This window comes from Microbacterium lacticum (genome assembly GCF_006716815.1).
Classification (GTDB): domain Bacteria; phylum Actinomycetota; class Actinomycetes; order Actinomycetales; family Microbacteriaceae; genus Microbacterium; species Microbacterium lacticum.
Genome location: NZ_VFPS01000002.1, coordinates 309,916 through 327,797, shown reverse-complemented (window position 1 = coordinate 327,797; position 17,882 = coordinate 309,916). Strand labels below are relative to the sequence as shown.

At 67.0% G+C, this 17,882-nt stretch carries 18 protein-coding genes; 8 read left to right on the top strand and 10 right to left on the bottom strand.

The window, feature by feature from the left end; translation table 11 throughout:
• Positions 1-6: 6 nt before the first annotated feature.
• The 3 genes from FHX68_RS07315 (at position 7) to FHX68_RS07305 (ending at position 3,662) form a co-directional block, all read left to right on the top strand.
• Positions 7-1,524 carry an IS1634 family transposase gene (locus FHX68_RS07315; protein WP_076689818.1) on the top strand — a complete coding sequence of 506 codons (1,518 nt, stop codon included), beginning with the start codon at positions 7-9 and terminating at the stop codon, positions 1,522-1,524.
• 705 nt (positions 1,525-2,229) lie between these two features.
• Positions 2,230-2,652: a hypothetical protein gene (locus FHX68_RS07310; RefSeq protein ID WP_141381599.1), complete on the top strand. Its 423-nt coding sequence runs from the start codon at positions 2,230-2,232 to the stop codon at positions 2,650-2,652.
• Positions 2,653-3,026: 374 nt separating this feature from the next.
• Positions 3,027-3,662, top strand: a complete 636-nt coding sequence (locus FHX68_RS07305) for a hypothetical protein (protein ID WP_141381598.1) — start codon at positions 3,027-3,029, stop codon at positions 3,660-3,662.
• A 242-nt stretch (positions 3,663-3,904) separates the two neighbouring features.
• On the opposite strand, the gene FHX68_RS07300 is transcribed toward FHX68_RS07305, so the two are convergent.
• Both FHX68_RS07300 and FHX68_RS07295 read right to left on the bottom strand, forming a co-directional pair.
• Positions 3,905-4,366 carry a hypothetical protein gene (locus FHX68_RS07300; RefSeq protein ID WP_141381597.1) on the bottom strand — a complete coding sequence of 154 codons (462 nt, stop codon included), beginning with the start codon at positions 4,364-4,366 and terminating at the stop codon, positions 3,905-3,907.
• A 70-nt stretch (positions 4,367-4,436) separates the two neighbouring features.
• A protein-coding gene (locus FHX68_RS07295; protein ID WP_141920043.1) for an IS3 family transposase occupies positions 4,437-5,683 on the bottom strand; the annotation gives its coding sequence in 2 pieces (ribosomal slippage) (positions 4,437-5,371 and positions 5,371-5,683; 1,248 coding nt in all).
• Between the two features lie 159 nt (positions 5,684-5,842).
• On the opposite strand from FHX68_RS07295, the gene FHX68_RS07290 reads away from it, so the two are divergent.
• Positions 5,843-6,382, top strand: coding sequence for a hypothetical protein (locus FHX68_RS07290; protein WP_141381643.1), 540 nt, complete (start codon positions 5,843-5,845; stop codon positions 6,380-6,382).
• A gap of 751 nt (positions 6,383-7,133) precedes the next feature.
• Here FHX68_RS07290 and FHX68_RS07285 read toward each other — a convergent pair.
• The 6 genes from FHX68_RS07285 to FHX68_RS07260 all read right to left on the bottom strand — a co-directional run bounded on the left by FHX68_RS07285 (position 7,134) and on the right by FHX68_RS07260 (position 13,850).
• A complete protein-coding gene (locus tag FHX68_RS07285) occupies positions 7,134-8,486 on the bottom strand; it encodes an ISL3 family transposase (protein WP_425325858.1) in 1,353 nt (450 codons plus the stop codon).
• 141 nt (positions 8,487-8,627) lie between these two features.
• The gene (locus FHX68_RS07280) at positions 8,628-9,980 is read right to left on the bottom strand and encodes an ISL3 family transposase (protein ID WP_425325858.1); all 1,353 of its coding nucleotides are present in this window, start codon (positions 9,978-9,980) and stop codon (positions 8,628-8,630) included.
• A 106-nt stretch (positions 9,981-10,086) separates the two neighbouring features.
• Complete coding sequence (locus FHX68_RS07275; protein WP_229661424.1) at positions 10,087-10,893, bottom strand: endonuclease; 807 nt, start codon at positions 10,891-10,893, stop codon at positions 10,087-10,089.
• 2 nt (positions 10,894-10,895) lie between these two features.
• Positions 10,896-12,191, bottom strand: coding sequence for a DNA cytosine methyltransferase (locus FHX68_RS07270; protein WP_141380826.1), 1,296 nt, complete (start codon positions 12,189-12,191; stop codon positions 10,896-10,898).
• A 187-nt stretch (positions 12,192-12,378) separates the two neighbouring features.
• On the bottom strand, positions 12,379-13,428 hold the full coding sequence (locus FHX68_RS07265) for an LLM class flavin-dependent oxidoreductase (protein WP_141380825.1): 1,050 nt from the start codon (positions 13,426-13,428) through the stop codon (positions 12,379-12,381).
• Positions 13,429-13,514: 86 nt separating this feature from the next.
• Entirely contained in the window at positions 13,515-13,850 is a 336-nt protein-coding gene (locus tag FHX68_RS07260) for an FBP domain-containing protein (protein WP_141380824.1), read from the bottom strand.
• Between the two features lie 48 nt (positions 13,851-13,898).
• Between FHX68_RS07260 and FHX68_RS07255 the strand changes: the two genes are divergently transcribed.
• Complete coding sequence (locus FHX68_RS07255) at positions 13,899-14,849, top strand: aldo/keto reductase (RefSeq protein WP_141380823.1); 951 nt, start codon at positions 13,899-13,901, stop codon at positions 14,847-14,849.
• Positions 14,850-14,902: 53 nt separating this feature from the next.
• On the top strand, positions 14,903-15,703 hold the full coding sequence (locus FHX68_RS07250) for a methyltransferase domain-containing protein (RefSeq protein WP_141380822.1): 801 nt from the start codon (positions 14,903-14,905) through the stop codon (positions 15,701-15,703).
• 16 nt (positions 15,704-15,719) lie between these two features.
• Here FHX68_RS07250 and FHX68_RS07245 read toward each other — a convergent pair whose 3' ends face one another.
• Together FHX68_RS07245 and FHX68_RS07240 are read right to left on the bottom strand one after the other, a co-directional pair.
• Positions 15,720-16,091, bottom strand: a complete 372-nt coding sequence (locus FHX68_RS07245) for a hypothetical protein (RefSeq protein WP_141380821.1) — start codon at positions 16,089-16,091, stop codon at positions 15,720-15,722.
• Positions 16,013-16,282 carry a hypothetical protein gene (locus FHX68_RS07240; RefSeq protein WP_141380820.1) on the bottom strand — a complete coding sequence of 90 codons (270 nt, stop codon included), beginning with the start codon at positions 16,280-16,282 and terminating at the stop codon, positions 16,013-16,015. Before FHX68_RS07240 ends, FHX68_RS07245 begins: the two co-directional genes overlap by 79 nt.
• Before the next feature lie 40 nt (positions 16,283-16,322).
• Here FHX68_RS07240 and FHX68_RS07235 point away from each other — a divergent pair, with 40 nt between their 5' ends.
• Both FHX68_RS07235 and FHX68_RS07230 read left to right on the top strand, forming a co-directional pair.
• Entirely contained in the window at positions 16,323-17,360 is a 1,038-nt protein-coding gene (locus tag FHX68_RS07235; protein WP_141380829.1) for an SDR family NAD(P)-dependent oxidoreductase, read from the top strand.
• Positions 17,361-17,438: 78 nt separating this feature from the next.
• Positions 17,439-17,846: a DUF3054 domain-containing protein gene (locus FHX68_RS07230; RefSeq protein WP_141380819.1), complete on the top strand. Its 408-nt coding sequence runs from the start codon at positions 17,439-17,441 to the stop codon at positions 17,844-17,846.
• Positions 17,847-17,882 lie beyond the last annotated feature (36 nt).

Below are 17,882 nucleotides of genomic sequence, written 5' to 3'. Positions count from 1 at the left end.
CGCTCGGTGGGGTGGTTCGTGCGGAAGGTGCGCACCGCGTCGGGTGCGACGGCGGTGCAGATCGCGTCGAAGACCCGTGGTGTGCGGACGATCGTGGAGCACCTCGGCTCCGCGCACGACGATGAGCAGCTCGCGGTGCTGGTCGCGATCGCGCGGGAGCGGATCGCGGAGCTGGCCGGGCATGTCCCGTTCGATCTGGACGGGCTGGGCGCGACGCCGCCGGCCACGACCGCGCCGACGGTGACCGGGTCGAGGTCCAGGTTGTTGTGGGATGTCCTCGAGGACGCCTACGCCCGTCTCGGGTTCGACGCGGTCGGCAACGACACATTCAAGAAGCTGGTCCTGGCCCGCGTCGTCGAGCCGACCAGCAAGGCGGACACGCTGCGGGTGTGGGACGAGCTCGGTGTCCCGGGTGCGCCGTCGCTGTCGACCGTGTGGCGGACCCTCGCCCGCAGCGTTGAGCAGGACTGGCGGTCGAAGATCGCCGCCGCAGCCTACGCGCATGCGACCCGATCTGGCCCGCTCACCGTCGTGCTCTACGACGTCACCACCCTCTACTTCGAGGCGGAGCGTGAAGACAAGCTCCGCAAGGTCGGGATGAGCAAAGAGCGCCGCGTCGACCCGCAGATCCTCGTCGGCCTCCTCGTGGACCAGGGCGGGTTCCCCCTCGAAGTCCACGAGTTCGCGGGCAACAGGGGCGAGACCCTCACCCTGCTGCCCGTCCTCGACCAGTTCCGCGAACGTCACTCCGCGACCGAGGTCGTGGTCGTCGCGGACGCCGGCATGCTGTCCGCAGCGAACCTGAACCGGCTGGAGGACGCCGGGTTCGGTTTCATCGTCGGCTCCCGCACCTCCTCCGCGCCATACGATCTCGCCGAGCACTACGCGACCGTCGGGAACATCGTCACCGATGGGGAGACGGTCGAGACCACCCGAACCATGGGTGCGGGTGTGAACGCGCGGGAGCGGCGAGTGGTGTGGCAGTACTCCCACAAGCGGAAGATCCGCGACAACATCACGTTGAACAAGCAGATCGAACGCGCCGAGCAGATCGCTGCCGGCACCCGCCCGGCGAAGAAGGACCGGTTCGTCACCCTCGGCACCAAGCCCGGCGTGAACTGGGCAAGAGTCGAGAAGGCCCGCGAATACATCGGCCTCAAGGGGTACGTCACCAACCTCAGCACCGCGACGGCTTCCGCTGCAGAGATCGTGGCGGCCTACCATGACCTGTTCCAGGTCGAGGCGACGTTCCGGATGGCAAAGACCGACCTGCGGGCGAGGCCGATGTTCGCGTCGACCGCGGACTCGATCCACGCGCACCTCACCGTCGTGTTCTGCGCTCTCGCGATCAGCCGGCACCTCTACAAGACCACCGGCGTGACGGTCCGCCGTATCGTCCGCGCGCTGCGCCCGCTGCGTGACGTCACGATCACCATCGACGGACACGAACTCACCGCGACCACCCCGCCAACGGGGGAAGCCGCCGACATCATCGCCGCACTCCGGCCGGGCGTGGGGCACTAAACTGACACGATCCAGGTCCGATGGTCGGCAGCTCTCCTCCAGGCGCGAATCTGGAGGCGTCTCGGTAGCTGAGCACAGAGAAAGCTTCGTGATCGGCGGCAGGAAATGCGGCCGCAAACGCAAGTAGTTCGGCGTTCTTCTCGGTGATTCTCTCGCCCGCGTTGCCGTGGGTGCTGGCCTTCTTGATCGGTTTCGGCTGCTCCTCCGGCGCGCTTACAACAGCTTCGGGCAGGACAAGTTCGGGGATTGTTGGCAGTCCCATGGCTGGCTCTCCTTCAGTTCCGAGGGCTCCTACTGTCTCCTCGGATCTCGGTTCGAGTTCCCTTTGAGCCCTTCGCTAGCCATATCGTTTTGCCTATTCGAATCGCGGTTCGCTCACCCATTCAGGTGATGGTTCAACGGGCTCCGAATAGAGATCCGTGTAGATCTCGCGCCTCTGGCGACGAAAAGCGAAGAATGATGTCTACCTCGCTTTGCTTAGAGGAAGACACTCCTACTTCTCCTATGGATGAGCCCCGCCGAGCCCGAGACCGCAGCCCCTTCCAACAGGCTTCCACCACTGTTGTCAGCAGTCTTCAGCCAGCCCTCCTCCTCAGCCTCAGCAGCAGAACTCAGCAGCAGAACAGCAGTGTTGGCGTCGCACCACAGTAGGAGCACGGCATCGGCAGCCGTGGCGTCGCATCACGGCATCGGTAGGCTCAGGGCATGGCGTCTGAAGACAGGAACATGACTGGATGGTTCTCCCCCGCACAGGTGGCGGAGGCGATGCACCTCAGTGAGCAGGAGTTCCTGCGGGCCTACCTCGACGGGCCGGATGATGAGCTTGTCTACGCCGAGGGTGAGCCGAAGGTTCATTGGTTCTCGCTTCTGCGCTGGGTGGAGAAGCACTACTACGAGACCAGCACCATCGGAACCGAAAGCCCGATGGTGAAGTACCACATCGACCGAGGAAGCGACCCCGCCAAGACGGTCGAGAGCCACAAGCGCGAGGACGCTACCGAAGGTGCTCGAATGCTCCTCGAAGAGCTTCTCGGGATCGATGACTGGTTGGACGGGATCAGCCGCCGTGTGGCCACCAACTGGAACATGGACACCCTCGACTACGAGGTTGAGACGATCCTCGACTGAGCCGTGGTGTCGCACTGCTCTTTCTTGTCGCAAGTGCGCCGATGGATTTCCGGCCTCTCGGGGCAGCGCCGAGCGCCCTCCCGCGGTGGTGTCGCATCACTGTAGAGCCGCCTAGCCGCGGTGGTGTCGCGCAACCCTAGGAGGATCTAGACCTCTCGGTTGGTGTGCGGCGATATGGCTACAGGTGTCGGATGCGGGATGGTCCGGCATCGCATGTGGATTGCTCCTTGAGTCAGCCGGGGGCGCGGGTCTTTCTCTTTCACTTCGCGCTCCCGGCTTTCGCTGTCTCTGGGCGCCCCTCGGATCTTGCCCGTTTTGATATAGATCTCGATTCGCCGCGCTCGGTGGTGATCTGAGATCAGGAGATCAATCCCATGACTAAATCCACAGATGCGTTCGCGCAGACCCAGCAGAACAGGAAGAAGAACAGACCTGCGCTCATCGCGGTGGTGGCTTTCGCCGCTGCTCTCGGCGTCGTTGCTCTTCCCCTACTCACTCCCCAGGCTGACGCCGCGCTCTCCAACGGAGGCTTCTGCATCGGCTCCACCTACGACAGCCATCCCGAGATCAAGGGCGTCGCTGGCGGTGAGCACTGTGGGGCTCCTAGCACTACTCCGACGGCTGAGCCTGAGCTAATGACTAAGTACTACTCTGAGGCGATCCAAATCTTTATCTGGTCGGCTGACTTCCTCAAGCGTGATACTAGAGTCTCGATTACTCGGATCATCGATGGTAAGCGCACTGTGGTCTACGACCAGGGTAGCACTGTGATCAACGAGCCTGGGATCCGCATGGATTACCACTTCGATGACTGGACTTCTTTTGAGCAGCCGACCCCGGTGAGCCAGTACGCTCCTACCTATGAGATCGTTGTGGCTGTGCCAGGTGTCGGCACCTTCACTAAGACGGTAGACCTCCATACCGTATCAAGCAGCACAGCTAGCGTGGAGCGCTACATAGCGCTGAGGCTAGACGGTCCCGACCTCTGGGTCGATACTTCCAAGGGCTAACGCAAACAGAAACCGCCCGGCACTCCCACAGTGCCGGGCGGTTTTGTGTGCCCGAAGCGAGTGGCCCAGGCGCCTCCTTTCGGAGCATGCTGACGGATGCTGAAATCACCTTCTGAGCGCGCAGCCTAGAGCGTCGGTCCCCTCGACGCTGTAGCGCGCATCTCAGCCCGTAGCCTGCGACCTCGGGCTGTTTCTCGTCGGCGCGCATGGACATGCATCATCGACGCCACAAGCACCAAAGTTCAGCGAGTTTCCTCAGCGTCCAGCATCCGAAGCGCTGCCTGGTAGAGGGACGAGTCTCGATCTGCGGCTGGGAAGGTTACGAGTTCCACGAACGCCTGACCCTTGTGGAACGAGGTCTCGAAGACAGCGATCTCCTGAGTGAACCCGAGGTAGGCGGGCACGCTGATGTGGTCACCACGGTGGGGGTTGTCCGTATACCCCTTCTCGTAGTTGTCCTTACTGCGGAAGTGGTGCGAGAGGGCGAAGACAGGATGGATCTCATCATTCTCGGGGTTTCCCGCGATGGGGATCATCATCGTGCTGTCGCGCGGTTCCCTGTAGGGGATCGGCTCTCGATTGGGCTTGCCGAACTCAAGAACCATCGCCTCGAAAGCCGTGCGAATCAGTTCGGTGCGGTCGCCAGTTTCCATATTCATCTCCTTGCTCGGGAAGTGAGCCCCACGAACAGCGTGCTCGGCCATTTGCGGGGTGTTGAACTTCTATTCTACCAGCGGGGCTTGACCCCTGATCTTGGACACGGTGTCATTTCGGTTATGCCGCTTCCGTGAGGGTAGCTGATCTCGCGGCCGCGTAGGTGTTCTCGTAGCTGTTCGGGGTGATCTGGCCGATCGCGGAGTGGCGTCGGCGCGTGTTGTATCGGTTCGTCCACCGGAACACGGCCCGGTAGGCGGTGGCTTGATCGGGGAACGCCGACGCGCCTTGGAGGAGCTCGCGTTTGAGCGCGGCGTTGAAGCTCTCGGCCAGCGAGTTGTCGGCGCTCGTGCCCACCGCGCCCATGGACTGGGTCACCTTGAGCTGCTCGCAGAGTGCTGCGTAGGCTTTCGACGCGTAGACCGAGCCGTGGTCGCTGTGGAACACTGCGCCGGCCAGCGATCCGCGGTCGCGGTGCGCGCCGCGGAGAGCGCCTTCGACGAGTTCGGTGCGCATGTGGTCGGCGACCTGCCAGCCGGCGAGCTTGCGCGACCCGAGGTCGATGCAGGTCGCCAGATACAGGTTGCTGCCGTCCGCGATGGGGAGGTAGGTGATATCGCCGACATACCTGCGGTTCGGCTCCCCGGTGCTGAAGTCCCGCCCGATCAGGTCGGGGAACTTCCGTCCGGACTGGTCCGGGATCGTGGTCTTCACCCGGCGGCGCAGTCGGATCCCCGCGAGCGCGTGTTCCCGCATCACCCGAGCGACCCGCTTATGATTCACCCGCCCGGCGGCGGGGACGCCGTCGTTGAGGTCGGCAGTGATCCTCGGTGCCCCGTAGGCGCGGTCACCACCCTGCGCGGGGTCCTGCAGCACCCGGATCCGTGCCGCCAACCGGGCGTCGTCCGCGGCTCGCGCGGCCCGTCCCGGGGCTGCGGCCAGCCACGCGTAGAACGAGGACCGGGCGATCTCGATGACCTCACACAACCGCTTCACGCCGTAGGCGTCCTTGTGGTCCTCGACGAACTGGAAGCGGTTCACCAGTTCGTCTCCGCAGCGAAATACTTCGCCGCCTGACGGAGGATGTCCCGCTCCGTCTCGAGCTTGACCTGCTCCGCTCTCGAGACCGCTAACTCGGCTTCCAACCGGATGATCCTCGCCGCCTGCGACTCCGACCGCACCGACACCGGCGGCGACACCGAACCGGCCGCAGCGGTCCCGGATCCGAGCTTGTCGACCCATTCCTTCAACGCACCACGGGAGATCCCCAAATCGGCCGCGATCGCTTTCAGCGTCGCGCCCGGCGTGGACTCGTACAAATCCACCGCACGCTGCCGGAACTCGTCCGTGTAGTTCTTCCTTGCCATCCCTCAGATTCTCGCTTCCCCAGCATCGTGCTGGAATCAGCGTGTCCAAGATCAGGGGTCAAGCCCCAGCCGCCCGAATCAACATTCCGGCTTCTGTGCGACACCACGGCTCGGCGTCGTAAGTGCGCCGATATGGCTCCGGTCAAAGGAGGCATCCCCATGAGTACCCTGCACCAATCAACACGAACCGGGCGCTGGCAGCGCTGTGTGGCTCGAAGCTCTTGCCCCTACGGAGAGCACAGGACCATCCCCGATCTCGCCCGGGGCGGCGGCGCGGAGATCGAGCCCAGCGGCCACGGTCAGACCCAGACCGTCTCGCCCCTGCTCGCCGGTGTCTACAGCGTCGGCACGGGTAAGCGAACTCAGTTCTACCGGGAGGATGGATCGAAGCTCTCACCGAAGGACGCGCGACAGCGGAAGAGCCGAATCCGGCGAGTACTCCGGGCAGCAGGTGGGGCATCGAAGCGGGCCGCGCAGCGACAGCTCAAGCGCACCATGACCCGGGCGAAGCTCCGGACAAAGTGGGCGGTGCAGGATAGTTCCTCCGCGATGCTCCTAGGGATTGCTCGGGCGCTGGAGGCTACGGCTGAGGGCTTCGCTGAGGAGGTGGAAGCCCTGGCGGCAGAGTTCGGGGATGAGTGGGAGCTTCAGCTCGCAGCCTTCGAGGAGATCATGAATCCTCCCGGCACGGACTGTTGAGCGCCACCCCCTCGCCCGAGCCTGCGATCTGAGGCGCTTTCCGCCCGTGATCGCACAACCTGCCCGCCTGAGCATCATCGACACTTAGGCGGGCAGCGCTGTGTGGCGAGCACGAAAAGCGCGAAATCTGGCTCACTTCTGTGTCAACGATCTCCCTCTGTGCCGGGAGCGCCCGTCACCGAAGTGTCACCGAAGTGTGACCGAATGTCACCGAACCTACAGAAACGGTCACAAGCAGGAATCCCGATCTCATCGATGCTCCAGGCTGTTTTTCGAGACCCTGTTACCGATGTGACCGTTTTTCTGAAACCTAAACAGCTAAAGGAAAAATCTCTTCTTAGAGCCGAGGAGCTTTTTTGGCGTTCGGTAACAGGGTGCTCAGCCAGAATCGCGGGAATCCCGATCTCATCGATGCTCTGGCAGGTTTGGCGGTCCTTCGTTTCGGTCACAGAAAAGGGCAAGAAGCGCGATCTCATCGGGGCTGTAGCGGGTTGTGACCGTTTGCGTGGATTCGGTAACAAGATCGCTCCACTTCGGTCACAAGCGCTCCGGCTGAGCGGTGGCGCGACACCACTCCCGATCGTCGCCGTTTTGATATAGCAGTAATGCACCGCCGGGTGGGGTTGAAGCCTCGTCATCTTCAACTTACGGCTCGGAGTAGTGGGTCGAGTTGGGTTAGTGTCCCCATTTTTCCTCCCCACTGCTCCGGGCCGTTTCTTCGTCCATGGCCATTTTGATGGCTCTTCGGACTTTAGGTGGGGGTGGTGGGGTCGAGGCCGCCGGCGATGAGGAGCATGCGGAGTCGGTAGTTGTCGTAGTTGCGGAAGCCGCGGGCGACGCGGCGGGCGAGTTCGATGAGGCCGTTCACGGCCTCGGTGCCGCCGTTGGATGACCGGTCGGTATCCCAGTAGGACAGGAACGCGGCCCGCCACTGACGCAGGGTGCGGCCGAGTCGGGCGATCTCGGGGATCGGGCAGGTCGGGAGCGATTCGAGCACGTGCTCGGCGATCTTGCGCCCGGTGGCGAGGTCGGCATGCCGGTAGGCGTCGCGGAGTTGCTGCGCGGCCTGCCAGGCGACGTCGACCTCGACGTGCTCCTCGCGCTGCGTGAACGCGGCATCGAGCCGGGCCTTCTGCCGGTCGGTGAGTCGTTCCTGCCCGGCGCGGAGGATGTTGCGGATCCCGTAGAGCGCATCACCTCTGCGTCCGCGGTGCCCGAGGGTGTCTTGCTGGACGCGGCGGCGGACCTCATCGACCGCGGTGGTGCCGAGCTTGACGACGTGGAACGCGTCGAGCACCGCGACGGTATCGTCGAGCTCGTCGTCGAGGGCCTTCTTGTAGCCGGCGAACGGGTCCAGCGTCGCGACCTGCACCCCGTCGCGGAACTCCTGCCCGCGCTCTTGCAGCCAGTCGGCGTAGGCCTTCGCGCTGCGCCCGGGCACGAGGTCCAGCAGGCGGGCCCTCACCCGCCCGGACGCATCGCGCGACAGGTCGACCATCCCGGTCAGTTCCTTCGGACCCCGCCCGCCATCGGCGACGGGTCTGGTGGACACGTGGTGCCAGAGGTGCTCGTCGACGCCGAGCGTGGTGACCCCGTCGAAGCGGGACCCGTCCGCGGCGCGCGTCTCGAGCACCGGCCTGACGTGTCGCCAGACCGTGCGCCACGACACCCCGAGCTGGCGGGCGACGCCCTGCACCGACGCGTTCTCCCTCCGCATCTGCCCCACCGCCCAGATCACCGCTCGGGCCGTGAGCTTGGCGCGAGGCGCGGCGACCAGAGCGTTCTGCTCGGTGAACGACTCCCTCGGGCACGCCTCATCAGCGCACCGGAACCTGCGCTTGCGCCACCGGACCCGCACCGCAGCGGCGCTCATCGGCGCATCGACCAGCACGAGCGCCTTCCGGCCCCGCGACTCGGCGACCTGCCCGCACCCCGGGCACCCGACCGGCCCCGGCGGGGACTCGACGTCGATCAGGAGCACGCCGTCGCGGCAGCGCTCGACAGCCACCACGTGCAGCCCGCCGAGGCCGACGAGCACATCGCAGCGATCACAGTAGACAGCAGAAGACGGGCACGCAGCGGCGCACCCCGTAGCATCGGGCACGGGTCGAGGTCTCCGAACGGAAAGGAAGCTTGATCGCTACCGATCCTCGGGGCCTCGACCCGCCCCACCCCGTCACCACGCGGCCCCGCACATCACCCACCCCCACCTAAAGTCCGAAGAGCCAAAGCGGCTCTTCGGACTTTAGGTGGGGGTGGTGGGGTCGAGGCCGCCGGCGATGAGGAGCATGCGGAGTCGGTAGTTGTCGTAGTTGCGGAAGCCGCGGGCGACGCGGCGGGCGAGTTCGATGAGGCCGTTCACGGCCTCGGTGCCGCCGTTGGATGACCGGTCGGTATCCCAGTAGGACAGGAACGCGGCCCGCCACTGACGCAGGGTGCGGCCGAGTCGGGCGATCTCGGGGATCGGGCAGGTCGGGAGCGATTCGAGCACGTGCTCGGCGATCTTGCGCCCGGTGGCGAGGTCGGCATGCCGGTAGGCGTCGCGGAGTTGCTGCGCGGCCTGCCAGGCGACGTCGACCTCGACGTGCTCCTCGCGCTGCGTGAACGCGGCATCGAGCCGGGCCTTCTGCCGGTCGGTGAGTCGTTCCTGCCCGGCGCGGAGGATGTTGCGGATCCCGTAGAGCGCATCACCTCTGCGTCCGCGGTGCCCGAGGGTGTCTTGCTGGACGCGGCGGCGGACCTCATCGACCGCGGTGGTGCCGAGCTTGACGACGTGGAACGCGTCGAGCACCGCGACGGTATCGTCGAGCTCGTCGTCGAGGGCCTTCTTGTAGCCGGCGAACGGGTCCAGCGTCGCGACCTGCACCCCGTCGCGGAACTCCTGCCCGCGCTCTTGCAGCCAGTCGGCGTAGGCCTTCGCGCTGCGCCCGGGCACGAGGTCCAGCAGGCGGGCCCTCACCCGCCCGGACGCATCGCGCGACAGGTCGACCATCCCGGTCAGTTCCTTCGGACCCCGCCCGCCATCGGCGACGGGTCTGGTGGACACGTGGTGCCAGAGGTGCTCGTCGACGCCGAGCGTGGTGACCCCGTCGAAGCGGGACCCGTCCGCGGCGCGCGTCTCGAGCACCGGCCTGACGTGTCGCCAGACCGTGCGCCACGACACCCCGAGCTGGCGGGCGACGCCCTGCACCGACGCGTTCTCCCTCCGCATCTGCCCCACCGCCCAGATCACCGCTCGGGCCGTGAGCTTGGCGCGAGGCGCGGCGACCAGAGCGTTCTGCTCGGTGAACGACTCCCTCGGGCACGCCTCATCAGCGCACCGGAACCTGCGCTTGCGCCACCGGACCCGCACCGCAGCGGCGCTCATCGGCGCATCGACCAGCACGAGCGCCTTCCGGCCCCGCGACTCGGCGACCTGCCCGCACCCCGGGCACCCGACCGGCCCCGGCGGGGACTCGACGTCGATCAGGAGCACGCCGTCGCGGCAGCGCTCGACAGCCACCACGTGCAGCCCGCCGAGGCCGACGAGCACATCGCAGCGATCACAGTAGACAGCAGAAGACGGGCACGCAGCGGCGCACCCCGTAGCATCGGGCACGGGTCGAGGTCTCCGAACGGAAAGGAAGCTTGATCGCTACCGATCCTCGGGGCCTCGACCCGCCCCACCCCGTCACCACGCGGCCCCGCACATCACCCACCCCCACCTAAAGTCCGAAGAGCCGGTAAAGCTCTCGATCTTCATCCGTGATGTCTGCATACGGCACGAGCCGGTAGTGCGCTTCCCGGATCACCGCGACTTGGAAGTCCTGCAGACCTAGCTCGAACATCGCGATCTTGTCGTTATCCATGAACTGCACCGCAATAGCGCGAGCCGCCATGTGCGGCCATTTCTCCCCGCAGACACCGAGGTCCTGCTCGATCTGTGTGAGGCCGATCTCGTCCGAACCGCCCTTGGCTTGAACCGGCAGTATGTACTGCACGCCGAATCGGTCGAGACCTACATAGACCTCATCGACCTCGACCTGACCGACGCCCTTGACGGTGGTTCGGAGGTGGTTCTGCAAGGAGTAGGTAGTCAGCCCAAGGAAAATGTCTAGCAGCCGGTTGTACCGAACTAGAGCGAGTAGTGCTTGCTCGTCACCGAGTGCCGAAGCACGAATGATCTCGGGCGTGGAATCCGGCACCTTCGTGGTGATGAGGCCTTCTCGAGGCAAGACTCTCACCTGATTCGGCACGGCCACGAGCTTGTACTTGCCCTTACCAGCGCCACGGATGATCCATTCGAATCCCTCCGGAGCCTTGCTCGTGATGCTGATTGGGAGGGGCTTTCGGAACCGGAAGTAGTAAACCAGGTCCGCCGGGTTTTCGACCCGTTCCACTCCGATTGCGTCGGCGGCGTGATTGAGTTCAGACTTCGCGAAGGCCACTTCAGTTGCGCCCTCGGTGTACGCCATGTCGAAGACCAGATCGAGGATCTGCACATACCGATTGGGCTCGCGCTTGGTTGTCACGCTCAGCCGACCTTACGGTCTCGCTGCGGGATAACGCGCTCGACGAGACCGAAGTAGTCGTGCGCCTGACCGGCTGTCATGTAGAGCAGATCGGTGGAGCCGAGCTTTACGGGCTTTCCCTTGATCGGAGTAACCTCGTCCGCTTCCAAGATCGCGGCACCGACTGCCCGACCCAGACGAGCGGGGACGGAGTTGCCAATCTCTCGGAACCCGTTCCACTTGGTCACATGGAACCGGAACCAGTCGGGGTAGCCGTGCAGACGAGCGGCCTCTCGCACGGTGATGACACGAGGATAGACAGGGTGAATCGGTCGGGGAGCGGTGTATGCCCCCCGGTCCGAAGCGGTGCCCGCTCGGAGCGTGTTACAGAGACCGTCCGGGTGAAGGCGCAGGAATCGGCTCACCGTCTCAGTCGTTCCAGGCTCAGCACTTGCAAAGCGGTCGATGGATTTCTTGGTGTGAACAGTTCGAGCGGAAGAGGTCAGTTCGTCTGCGAGCCGAGGGCGCGGGCGCGAGTAGTCGGAAGCATCCTTTTTCGATCCGCGGAGTTTCGCTGCATAGTCACTTGGCTTCCCATAGGTCACACCGGATGTGTTGTCGTCGTGAAGAAGTTCGGGGAACTGATCGGCATCCGGAAGGTCACCAAGTGCCTCGATAACGCTCGGCCCCAGCGGGAGAGCGGTGCTCTTGGGCACGACACCCTTGATCGTCCTAGGAGTGTGCGTGGCTTCTGGGTAGCTGGGAAGCGCAACATCCTTCCGAGCGCCCATTACGAAGACCCGTCGCCGTGATTGCGGCGAACCATAGTCAGCGGCCTGGAGGACCTTGATCGGGGCTACAACCCGGTACTCTCCGTCCGCCTCAACCATCTCGACAACTTCATCGACGAGCTGTCGGTGTCCGCCGACCATGAGGCCAGCGACATTCTCCATCAGGAAGTAGCGGGGCTTGAGTTCCAGCACCACTCGCACGAACTCTTTCAGGAGCGCATTGCGAGGGTCGTCGATAGCGCGGCGCCCGATCATCGAAATCCCCTGGCAAGGCGGTCCACCAGCTACGAGGTGGATTTCGCGGTCACCGATCTCCGACTGTTCGCGGATCTGCTTGCCGGTGATCTTCGAGACATCTGCGGCGAAGGTCTTCCCATATGGGAAGTTGAACTCGTGCACCGCGGCGTGAATCGGGTCGAACTCAACCGATGCCGCGATCTCGAAGCCTGCTTGCTCCAAACCGAGCGAAAGACCGCCTGCTCCTGCGAAGAGATCAACAGCGAGCGGGCGGCGAACATCGATCGACATGGGGACCACTCTAGCGAAGATATGTTCGTAGTTCTTCGCCGCCCTCGGTGCGTCGCTGGAGACCGTCATCGAAGCCTGATCGCCGTACTCGCGAGGCCTTCTGCATGCCCTCAGCGCGCCTAGGCTGCGATCTCAGCCCGTCCTAGACGATCCTCGACAGTGTGCGCATGGCGACGAGGAGACGCGCTCAGATCGCGTCTCCCTGAACGGGGCCTTCCCAATTGGGCTTCCAACCCAGCTCGGGCGCTACATACTTCGCGAACGACTCCAATATATGTACACAATAAGCAACCCCCAACTGGCTCGGGATCGTCAGCATGAGCGTGTCGGCGCTCATGACCGCGGCATCCTGCTTGAGCTGCTCGACGAGCACGTCGGGCGAGGCCGCGTAGGTCTTGCCGAATGTGGAGCGGAAGCCGTCGATGTAGCCGATGCCGTCGCCCTCCTGGCTGTGCCCGAAGTACAGCTCGTCCTCGGCGGTCGTGATGGGGAACACCGAGCGGCTCACCGAGACGCGCGGGGTGCCGGGGTGTCCGGCCTCCGTCCACGCGGCGCGGAAGCGGTCGATCTGCTCGGCCTGCAGCAGGTCGAAGTGCCGGCCGTCGGCCTCGGTGAGGAGCGTGGACGACATGAGGTTGAGGCCTGTGCGCCCAGCCCATTCGGCGGTGTCGCGCGATCCCGCACCCCACCAGATGCGCGAGCGCAGGCCCTCGGACTGCGGCTCGATCTGCTGCAGACCCGACCCGCCGCCGAACGGCGATTCGGGGTCGCGCTCGGCGATCCCCTCGCCGCCGATCGCACGCCAGAAGAGGTCGAAGTGCTCGCGGGCGAGGTCGGCGCCGCGGGGGTCCTCGGCGCTGTAGCCGAACTTCTCGTAGCCGCGGACGACTGTCTCGGGTGACCCGCGGCTCACGCCGAGAGCGAGCCGTCCGTCGGAGATGAGGTCGACGGCCGCGGCCTCTTCGGCGAGGTAGAGCGGGTTCTCGTAGCGCATGTCGATGACGCCGGTGCCCATCTCGATGCGCTCGGTCTTCGCGGCGATCGCGGCCAGCAGCGGCATGGGCGACGCCTGCTGCCGGGCGAAGTGGTGCACGCGGAAGAAGATGCCGTTCGCCCCCAGCTCGTCCATGCCCTGGGCGAGGTCGATGGCCTGGTGCAGCGTGTCGCCGGCGGTGAGCTGACGACCGCCGCCGAGCGGCCCGTAGTGGCCGAAGGAGAGGGTTCCGAAGCGTTGCATGATGGCCTCAACTGTACGCCGCCGAAATTCATTCCGCAGAATGGATGCCGGCGCATCCGCCCGTCGGATCGGGCGGGTCGCCGCGGTCAGACCCCGTCGCGCACCGCCCGCACGAAGGCCGTGACGTTCTCACGCATCGCCGCGATGCGCGCTGCGCGCGCCGCCTCGACGTCGAACCCGGTGTAGGCCTCGCGCGTGCGCGGCTTCGCCTCGGCCTGCCGCAGCAGCAGTCCGGCCGGCTCGTCGTCCACCAGGGCGACGACGTATCCGACGAGGGCGAGCTTGCAGTCGCGCGCGTCGTAGAAGTCCATCTCGTCCCACGGCGACTCGGCGAGGTCGGCGGGGAGCGTCACGTTCTTGCGCTCGGACTGGCTGACGTTGAGGAGCGACGCACGGATCTGGTTCTCGGTGAGGGCCTGCATGGTGAGCCACGTTACGCCGCGGGGCGCGCATCGTGCTTGGATCTGTGCATGACCCGCATCGGAAGCAGTGACCTCGACGTCTTTCCCCTCGCCCTCGGCGGCAACGTGTTCGGCTGGACGGCCGACCGCGACGCCTCGTTCGAGATCCTCGACGCGTTCCACGCGGGCGGTGGCGACTTCATCGACACCGCCGACTCGTACAGCGCGTGGGTCGACGGCCACGAGGGCGGCGAGAGCGAGCGCATCATCGGGGAGTGGCTCGTGAGCCGCCGCCCCGAGGGCGTGACGGTCGCGACGAAGGTCAGCCAGCATCCGCAGTACAAGGGGCTCGCCGCCCCGACCGTGCGCGCCGCCGCCGAGGCATCGCTGCAGCGCCTCGGGGTCGAGCAGATCGACCTCTACTACGCGCACTTCGACGACGCCGAGACCCCGCTCGAAGAGACGGTGGCGGCCTTCGGCGCGCTCGTCGCCGACGGGCTCGTGCGCTACACGGCGGTGTCGAACTACTCCGCCGACCGCATCCGCGAGTGGGTGCGCATCGCGCGCGAGCTCGGCGTCGCCGAGCCGGTCGCGATCCAGCCGCACTACAACCTCGTGCACCGCGAGACCGAGAACGACATCGTGCCCGTCGCCGAGGAGCTCGGCCTGTCGCTCGTGCCGTACTTCGCGCTCGCAAAGGGATTCCTGACCGGAAAGTACCGGTCGACGGATGCCTCGGCGGAGGCCTCGCCGCGCGCCGAGGGCGCCGCGAAGTACGCGACGCCGCAGGGGCTGCAGATCCTCGAGGTGCTGGAGCGCGTCGGCGACGCACACGGCGTGTCGATGGCCTCGGCCGCCCTCGCGTGGCTGCGCGCCAAGCCGACCGTCGTCGCGCCGATCGCGTCGGCCTCGAAGGTGTCGCAGGTGCCCGACCTGCTCGCGGGCGCGACGACCGACCTGACCGCCGACGAGGTCGCCGCCCTCGACGAGGTCTCGGAGTGGACCCCGCTCGACATGTGAGCGCGGCGGCCCCGCTGACCGCCCCGCGCCCGGTGTTCGGCCAGGATGGTGCCATGCCCGACGCCTACACCCACGGCCACCACGAGAGCGTGCTGCGCTCGCACCGCTGGCGCACCGCCGAGAACTCCGCCGCCTACCTGCTGCCCGAGCTCGCGCCGGGGCTCGACGTGCTCGACGTGGGCGCCGGCCCCGGCACGATCACCCTCGACCTCGCGGCGCGGGTCGCGCCGGGGCGCGTGCGCGGCGTGGATGCCTCGGCGGACGTCGTCGCGCAGGCCGACGCCGACCGCGTGGCATCCGGTGCCGAGAACGTCGAGTTCGCCGTCGACGACGCCTACTCGCTGTCGTCGCCGGACGATGCGTGGGACGTCGTGCACGCACACCAGGTGCTGCAGCACCTCGGGCGGCCGGTCGACGCGCTGCGCGAGTTCCGTCGCGTCGTGCGGCCCGGCGGCGTGGTCGCCGCTCGCGACGTCGACTACGAGGGCGTGATCTGGTGGCCGCTGCTGCCCGGGCTCGCCGAATGGCTCGAGGTGTACCTCGCGGCGCACCGCGCGACGAGCGGCGAGCCCGCCGCGGGCCGGCGCCTGAAGGCGTGGGTGCACGAGGCCGGGTTCGACGACGTGCGCTCGACGGCGTCGGTGTGGCTGTTCGAGACGCCCGAGGATCGCGCCTGGTGGGGCGGCATGTGGGCCGATCGTGCCCTGCATTCGGCGTTCGCCGAGACCGTCGTCGGTCGCGGCATCGCCGACCGGGCCGCGCTCGAGCGGATCAGCGCCGCCTGGCGCGAATGGGCCGAGCACCCGGACGGCTGGGTGCTGCTGCCGCACGGCGAGATCCTCGCCCGCGGCTGATCCGCCGTCGCACCCGTCAGGCGGGGCGCGGGGCGAGTCGCTCGATCGCCGCGATGAACGCGTCGATGTCGAACGTGAACTGCTCGACGCCGTTGTTGTCGACGCGCGCGTCGACGAGCCGGCGGAGGGCGGGGTAGCCGCGGCGCTCCGCCGCGAACGCGGCGCGCAGGTCCTCGAACTGCGGATGCCCGCCCGCGCGGGCGCCGATGACCGCGTCCTGGGCGAAGCCGCGGCAGATGGTGACGAGCAGGTGCATCGCACGGCTCACGACGACGCGGTCGAACCCGGCGGCCAGCATCCGTTCGGCGATCACCTCGGCGGGGGCCGCGATCGCGAGGTCGCGCGGGGTCGTGAAGCGGAAGTGCGCGAGCCACTGACCGGTGTCCATGAGGCTTGCCACATGTTCTCCGCGTAGGTGCGGCAGGCGTCCTGCCAGGTGTCGCCGAGATCGACGTCGGCCTCGGCGAAGCGCGTGCGGAAGGCGTCGATCGCGAGCAGCTCGAGCAGGCTCTCACGGTCGGTCACGTGGTGATTGAGGGCCTTGCGGTCGACGCCGAGCGCGTTCGCGACCTCTTGCATCGTGAGTTCTTCGGGGTCGAGTCCGCGCGCCGCGGCGACGATGGCCTCGGCATCCAGGCCTGCACGCGTGCCGCGTCCGCGACGGGAACTCGGCGACGGAGCCTGGCTCGACAGCGAGGTCGGCGGACCGCTCGTGCGCGGCCTGCTCGCCGCGTCGGGAGCGGGGGAGGAGACCCTCGCGCCGCTGCGCGGACTGCCGCTGCAGCAGCTCGTCGCGCTCAGCCAGGGCCAGATGCCGCAGTCGGTCGTCGACGACCTCGTGCTGCAGGCGAACGGCGGGGTCGCGCCCGAGGAGTCGGCGCCGACCGGCTGGGTGGAGAAGGTCACGCCGGGCCGCTTCGCCGGCAAGACCGTCATCGTCACCGGCGCCGCGAGCGGCATCGGGCGGGCCACGGCGTCGCGGGTCGCGCGCGAAGGAGGCCGCGTGATCGCGGTCGACATCTCGGCCGAGAAGCTCGACGCGTTCGCCGCCGACCTGCGGGGCGCCGCCGCCGAGATCGTCACGGTCGCGGGCGACATCACGGCCCAGGAGTCGGTCGACGCGATCGTCGCCGCCGCGGGGGCGCGCATCGACGGCCTCGCCAACGTCGCGGGCATCAACGACGACTTCTCGCCGCTGCACGAGACGACGGATGCCATGTGGGAGCGCGTCATGGGCGTCAACGTCACGGGCGCGTTCACGCTCACCCGCGCGGTGCTGCCCGCGACGATCGCCGCCGGCGCCGGATCGATCGTCAACATCGCCTCGGAGGCGGGCCTGCGTGGCTCGGCATCGGGCAACGCCTACACGACGAGCAAGCATGCCGTCATCGGCATGACCCGATCCGCGGCCTTCATGTACGGGCCCGACGGCATCCGCGTGAACGCCGTCGCCCCGGGCGGCGTCGCGACGGGCATCCCGTTCCCGCCGCACGTCTCGGAGGCCGGTCAGGCGCGCCTGCAGCCGTTCCAGTCGTCGATCCCGACCCTGGCGACGGCCGAGCAGCTCGCGGCATCCATCACCTTCCTCCTGTCCGACGACGGCGTGAACCTCAACGGCGTGGTGCTGCCGAGCGACGGCGGCTGGTCGGTGCGGTGACGCCAGTGCGGTGACGGCAGTGCGGTGACGGCAGTGCGGTGACGCGAGGGCAGTGACGGCGCGACGTACGCTGGAGGCATGACCTCTTCGCGCACCGCATTGGCGGCGCTCGGTGTCGACACCGCGTTCGTCGTCGTGTTCGCGGCCACCGGGCGGCTCAGCCACGCCGAGAACGTGCTCGTGGGGCTCTGGACCACGGCGTGGCCGTTCCTCGCGGCGTTCGCAGCCGGGTGGCTCATCGCCCGCGCATGGCTGGCGCCGCTCGCCCCGGTGCGCACGGGCCTGCCGGTGTGGGCGATCACCGTGGCGGGCGGGATGCTGCTTCGCGCCGCGACGGGTCAGGGGGTCGCGGTCTCGTTCATCGTCGTCGCGGCGATCGTGCTCTTCGTGTTCCTCGTCGGCTGGCGTGCGCTCGCCGGTCTGGTCTCCCGGCGGACGCATCGCCGGCCCGTCCGCGCGGGATCCGACGCCGAGCGCGTCGGCTGATCGGATCCTCGCCGGCCGCACGCGGCGCCTCGCCGC